5 protein-coding genes are annotated in these 6030 nt (G+C 73.6%); all 5 read left to right on the top strand.

Annotation, left to right across the window (positions count from 1 at the left end):
• Window positions 1-1010, top strand: a 1010-nt coding sequence (locus ND748_RS22750; protein ID WP_251747997.1) for a homoserine O-acetyltransferase, incomplete at its 5' end; no start/stop codon positions are given.
• Window positions 1011-1068: 58 nt separating this feature from the next.
• Window positions 1069-2016 carry a MurR/RpiR family transcriptional regulator gene (locus ND748_RS22745; protein WP_251747996.1) on the top strand — a complete coding sequence of 316 codons (948 nt, stop codon included), beginning with the start codon at window positions 1069-1071 and terminating at the stop codon, window positions 2014-2016.
• Between the two features lie 306 nt (window positions 2017-2322).
• Window positions 2323-3516 (top strand): ABC transporter ATP-binding protein, encoded by a 1194-nt coding sequence (locus ND748_RS22740; protein ID WP_251747995.1) that lies wholly within the window; start codon window positions 2323-2325, stop codon window positions 3514-3516.
• A gap of 117 nt (window positions 3517-3633) precedes the next feature.
• Complete coding sequence (locus ND748_RS22735; RefSeq protein WP_251747994.1) at window positions 3634-5016, top strand: ABC transporter substrate-binding protein; 1383 nt, start codon at window positions 3634-3636, stop codon at window positions 5014-5016.
• Window positions 5013-5936, top strand: coding sequence for a metallophosphoesterase (locus ND748_RS22730; protein WP_251747993.1), 924 nt, complete (start codon window positions 5013-5015; stop codon window positions 5934-5936). Before ND748_RS22735 ends, ND748_RS22730 begins: the two co-directional genes overlap by 4 nt.
• Window positions 5937-6030: the final 94 nt, after the last annotated feature.

Raw genomic sequence — 6030 nt, 5'->3', positions numbered from 1 at the left:
GCGGGGCGCTGGCGGGGGTGCGGGTGGCGTACGAGACCTGGGGGCGCCTGGACGCCACGGCCGGCAACGCGGTGCTGGTGCTGCACGCGCTCACCGGGGACAGCCACGCCGCCGGCCCCGCCGAACCGGGCCATCCGAGCGCGGGCTGGTGGGAGGGGCTGATCGGGCCGGGCCGGGCGCTCGACACCGACCGGTTGTTCGTCGTCAGCCCCAACGTCCTGGGCGGCTGCCAGGGCACGACCGGTCCGGCCACTGTCGCGCCGGACGGCCGTCCGTGGGCCCGCCGCTGGCCCGAGATCACCATCGTCGATCAGGTCGCCGCCGAGGTGGCGGTCGCCGACGCCCTGGGCGTGCGGCGGTGGGCCGCGGTGGTCGGCGGGTCGATGGGTGGGATGCGGGCGCTGGAGTGGGCCGTCGGCCATCCGGGGCGAGTCGGGCGGGTCGTGGTGCTGGCCTGCGGCGCCACCGCGACGGCGGAGCAGATCGGGCTGTACGCGGTCCAGGTGCGCGCGATCACCGACGACCCGGGCTGGCACGGCGGCGACTACCACCGCCTGCCGGCAGGACAGGGCCCGGCTGGGGGGATGGGCCTGGCCCGCCGGATGGCCCAGATCAGCTACCGCAGCGAGGAGGAGCTGGAGGATCGCTTCGCCGCCCGGACCCGCCCGGACGGGCAGTTCGAGGTGGCCTCCTACCTCGACCACCACGCCGGCAAGCTGGCCCGCCGGTTCGACGCCGGCACCTACGTCGCCCTGACCCGGGCGATGATGACGCAGGATGTCGGGCGGGGCCGCGGTGGGTTCGCCGCGGCGCTGCGCGCCTGCCCGGTGCCGTTCACGGTCGCGGGCGTCGACTCCGACCGCCTCTACCCGCTGCGGCTGCAGCAGGACATCGCCGCACTCGCCGGCGCGCCCCTGCGCGTGATCCGCTCGCGCAGCGGCCACGACGGCTTCCTCACCGAGACCGACCAGGTCGCCGCGCTCGTCCGCGAGGCCCTCGGGGCACTCTGACTACGGTTGCCCGGGCGGCTCACCCGGCTCGTCACCTTCAGCGTGTATGACCTCCATCATGGCGACTCCCTTCACCGGGCCGGCCGGTGCAGTCCGTCCGGGCGGGCTGTTCGCGGCCATCCGCGCGACGCTGCCGAGTCTCGTGCCGAGCGAGCAGCGGGTGGCCGACGTTTGTCTGGCCCGTCCGGGGGAGGTGGTGGAATGGTCCGCGGCGCAGCTCGCGGAGGCGGCGGGGACGTCGGCGGCCACCGTGGTGCGGGCCTGCCAGTCGCTGGGCTTCCGCGGGTTCCAGCACTTCCGGGTGGAACTGGCCCGGGAGGCGGGGGCGGCGGCGCTGCGCGGCGAGGTCGGCCGCGCCGGCGCCGGGGATCCGGTCGAGCGGCTGGTCGACACCGTGTTCGAGGCGGCGGCGAAGGTGCTCGCCGACGCGTTGGGACCGCTGGACCGTGCCTGCCTCACCCCGGCGGTCGATCTGCTGGACTCGGCCGGGCGGCTGCTCATCGTCGGCAACGGCGGTTCGGGGCCCGTCGCCCAGGATGCGGCGCTGCGCTTCCTGAGCATCGGCCGGCCGGCGGAGGCACCCGGCGATTCGATCATCCAGGAGATCGCGGCCCGCCTGCTCGCGCCCACCGACGTCTGCCTGGTCATCACCTCGTCCGGCGCGAACGAGCCGACGCTGCGCGCCGCCGAGGCCGCCCGCAGCGCCGGCGCCACGATCATCGGGATCACCAGCTACACGTCGGGCCCACTGGCCGAGATCGCCGACATCACCCTCGTCGTCGGCACGCCCGACTGGCCGGTCGGCACGGACACGATCGCCAGCCGGCTGGCGTCGCTGCTGCTGCTCAACGCGCTGCAACTCGCCGTCGGGCTGCGCCGGGAAAACGACCCGCAACGAGCGTCGTCCCTGGTCCCGGACGTTCTCGGGCACTCCGTGCGGGCCGAGCCGACAAGTCCGCCGGAGCCGTCGGGGACCGAACACGGCGGCGGGCCTCCGCAGCGCTAGGCACCCGGCCGCAGGTGCCCGGCCATGGGCACCCGGCCGCAGGTGCCCAACCGCAGGCACACAGCCCCAGGTACACAGCCCACAGACCTTCTCACTGTCGGTAGCAGGCAGCGCCGACGCAGTCAGCGCCGTGACCAGGTCGGATGGCGCCCATCCCCGTCGGAAGCCAGGGAGAACCGTTGCGATAAGTGACCACCGTCCGTTTCCCGCGCGTCGGAGACCGTTCATCTCGGTATTCGACGCTGCCCAGGTAACAGGAAACCGGGAGCAGCCCTGCTCCCGGAACGGACGTTACCTGGAGTGCTGGTGGCAGAGATCCGGATCGAGGGCCTGACGAGGACATTCGGCGATGTCCGCGCCGTGGATGACATCTCCCTCGAAGTGGCCGACGGCGACTTCCTCGTGCTGCTGGGCCCGAGCGGATGCGGGAAGACGACGCTGCTGCGGATGATCGCGGGCCTGCTGGAACCGAGCGAGGGCCGGATCCTGCTCGGCGAGCGCGACATCACCCACCTGCCGGCCCGCCAGCGTGACCTCGCGATGGTCTTCCAGAGCTACGCGCTCTACCCGCACCTGTCCGTCGAACGCAACATCGGTTTCCCCCTGCGGGCCGCCCGCGTGCCCCGGGCCGAGATCCGCCGCCGGGTCCGCGAGGTCGCCGGGCAGCTCGAACTCGACCATCTGCTCGCCCGCCGACCCCGCGAGCTCTCCGGCGGGCAGCGCCAGCGGGTCGCCCTCGGCCGCGCGCTGGTCCGCGACCCGCAGGCGTTCCTCATGGACGAGCCGCTGTCCAACCTCGACGCCAAGCTGCGCACCGCGACCCGCACCGAGCTCACCGCCCTGCACCGCCGGCTCGGGCGCACCTTCGTCTACGTCACCCACGACCAGGTCGAGGCGATGTCGATGGCCACCCGGGTGGCGCTGCTCAGCGGCGGCCGGGTGGAGCAGGTCGGCACGCCGACGGAGGTGTACGACACCCCGGCGTCCGTGTTCGTCGCGGGCTTCCTCGGCGCGCCACCGATGAACCTGCTGGCAGCCCGGATCGAGGCGGACGGTCCGATGCTGACGGCGCGGGCCCCGGGGCTGCGCATCCCGCTGTGGCCGGGCACGGCCCCGGACCGCGACGTGACCCTCGGCTTCCGGCCGGAGAGCCTGCATCGGACCCCGCCCGGCGACGCCACCGCGGCGCCCCACCCGGAGGTCGAGATCGACGGTGTCGTCACCGCGATCGAGAACCTGGGCAGCGAGGAGGTGGCCTGGTGCGACGTGCACGGGCAGTCGGTGGCGCTGCGCGGGCCGCGGCCGATCGGACTCGCGATCGGTGACCGGACCCGGCTCGGCATCGACCCGGCCCGCGTCCACCTGTTCGACCGGTCCAGCGGGCGCCGCCTGACCTGGCAGCAGCCGACCGGCCGGCCGGCGGTGACGCTCGCCAGCGCCACCGGGACGCCGATGCCCCCCGAGCCGACCAACGCGACTCCGGCCGCCGCCGGCGTCTGACCCCGCCACATCCGCACCACCCGCCACACCCGCACCACCCGCCACCCGCCCCCCACCCGAGCCACTCGTCACACCCGTCACACCCCGAGCCAAGGCCCACTCGATCCCCAAGGGAGCATGACCGTGGCCCGACCACGCCTGCTGCGTGCCGCAGCCGGCCTCGTGCTGATCGCCGCACTGGCCTCCGCATGTGCGACGTCCTCGTCGACGCCGTCCAGCGCGACCGCCGGTGCCGGCGCGTCCGCGACGGTTCCCGAACTCGCCGCCGACCAGAAGGTCTCCATCGTCTTCGAGAGCTACAACCTCACCAGCACGGGTACCTGGAAGCCGGTCATCGAGGGGCTGCTGCGCGACTTCCAGGCCGCGCATCCCAACATCACCGTCAAGGGCCAGCCGCCGCAGGGCGTCACGAACGGCGACTACGCCACCAGCGTCAAGAACCAGGTGCTCGCCGGCAACCCGCCCGACGTCGCCCAGGTCACGTTCGACGCGCTGCGGTTCGCCGCCAGCGGCCTCGGCGCCCAGCCGCTGGACACCCTGGTCGGCCGGGACGCCGTGCAGGCCAACTTCGGCGGCACCCACCCGTTCGCCCCCACCGCGCGCACCCTCGGCGACGTCGACGGCAAGACCTACGCGATGCCCTACGTCTTCTCCACCCCGGTGCTCTGGCTGAACAGGACGCTGTTCACCCAGGCCGGGCTCGATCCGGCCAACCCGCCGAAGACCTGGGCCGACGTCAGGACCGCCTCGCTGGCCATCAAGGCCAAGACCGGCAAGGACGGCATCGTCGTCGACTGCCTGACGAAGGCCGCCGTCTGGTGCTTCCAGAGCCTGGTCCGATCCTCGGGGGGTCGGGTGCTGTCCGCGGACGGCCGGACTCTGTCGTTCGGCGACGCGCCGGCCGTCTCGGCGGTGTCGACCGCGGCCGACCTGGCCCACAGCGGCGCCATGCCCAATCTGGACCAGCAGCAGGCGTTCAAGGCGTTCAGCAGCGGACAGCTCGGGATGATCCTGGAGACCAGCGCCGTGCAGGGGCTGTTCATGGCCGGGGCCAAGACGAACAACTGGGAGCTCGGCGCCTCGCAGGAACCGTCGTTCGGGTCGAAGCCGGTCATCCCCACCAACTCGGGCTCGGGTCTGGCCGTCTTCAGCAAGGACCCGGCCAAGCAGCGTGCCGCCTGGGAACTGATCAAGTTCCTGACCAGCGACCACGCCTACACCCAGATCTCCTCGAAGATCGGCTACCTGCCGCTGCGCACCGGGCTCATCGACGACCCCAACGGCCTGCAGGCGTGGGCGAAGGCGAACCCGCTCATCAAGCCCAACCTCGACCAGCTCACCCGGCTGCAGCCGTGGGAATCCTTCCCCGGTGACAACTACCTGCAGATCAGCGACACGATGATGTCCGCGGTCGAGGGCGCCGTCTTCGGCGGCAAGGACCCCGCCACCACGATGGCCGCCGCGCAGAAGCAGGCCACCACCCTCCTGCCGCCCAAGTGACCCCGCCGGACATGCCCGCCACGTCCGCGGAAGGGACACCCGTGCTCCCCCTGCCCGCCTCGAACACCCACCAGCCCACCCACACCCTGATCCAGATCAGCGACACCCACATCGTCCGATCGGGCGAGCTGCTGTACGACAAGGTCGACACCCACGCCGTGCTGGCGGCCGTCCTCGCCCAGCTCGAGGCGTCCCCGCTGCGGATCGGCGTGCTGCTGCTCACCGGCGACCTGGCCGACAGCGGCGATCCGCTGGCCTACCGGCGGCTGCGGGAACTGGTGGAGCCGGTCGCCGCCCGAATGGGGGTGCCGGTCCTCTACGGGATGGGCAACCACGACGCGCGTGGCCCGTTCCGGGCGGGGCTGCTCGGCGTGGAGCCGACCACCGAGCCCTACGACTACACGCACTGGGTCGACGACCTGCGGGTCGTCGTGCTCGACAGCACCGAGCCGGGCCAGCACGGCGGTGTCCTCAGCGCCGCCCAACTGGGCTGGCTCGCCGACGAGCTGGCCACCCCGGCGCCCGCCGGGACAGTGCTGGCTCTGCACCACCCGCCCGTGCCCTCCCCGATCGCCGCGGTCAACACGCTGCTGCTCGCCGAGCCGGAGCGCCTCGCGGCCGTCCTCGCCGGCAGCGACGTGAAGATCGTGCTGACCGGGCATGCCCACCACGCGTCGGCGGGCGCGCTCGGCGGAGTCCCGGTGTGGGTGGCGGGTGCCACCGCCTACCGGGCCCAAGTGGTCGGGGCCGCCGACCGGATGACCGGGCTGGTGGGCGGCGAGTACACCCGGGTCGACGTCTACCCGGCCGGCGCGGTCGCCACCACGGTGCCGATCGGCGCCGCCGACGTGGTCTACGACATGAGCCTGGACGATCTCACCCGCCACGCCGCCGAGTACACCGCCCACGCCGCCCGCTAACAGCCCACCGAGCGCGCGGGAACGCGCAGCCCCCCGGGGGGGGGGGGGGGGGGGGGGGGGGGGGGGGGGGGGGGGGGGGGGGGGGGGGGGGGGG

The organism is Frankia sp. AiPs1 (assembly GCF_023716945.1).
GTDB lineage: Bacteria > Actinomycetota > Actinomycetes > Frankiales > Frankiaceae > Frankia.
This window is presented reverse-complemented; position numbering and strand designations above follow the sequence as displayed.

Coding starts and splice junctions, on each gene's coding strand:
- ND748_RS22735 (WP_251747994.1), top strand. CDS start 3,634: ATGACCGTGGCCCGACCACGCCTGCTGCGTGCCGCAGCCGGCCTCGTG.
- ND748_RS22745 (WP_251747996.1), top strand. CDS start 1,069: ATGGCGACTCCCTTCACCGGGCCGGCCGGTGCAGTCCGTCCGGGCGGG.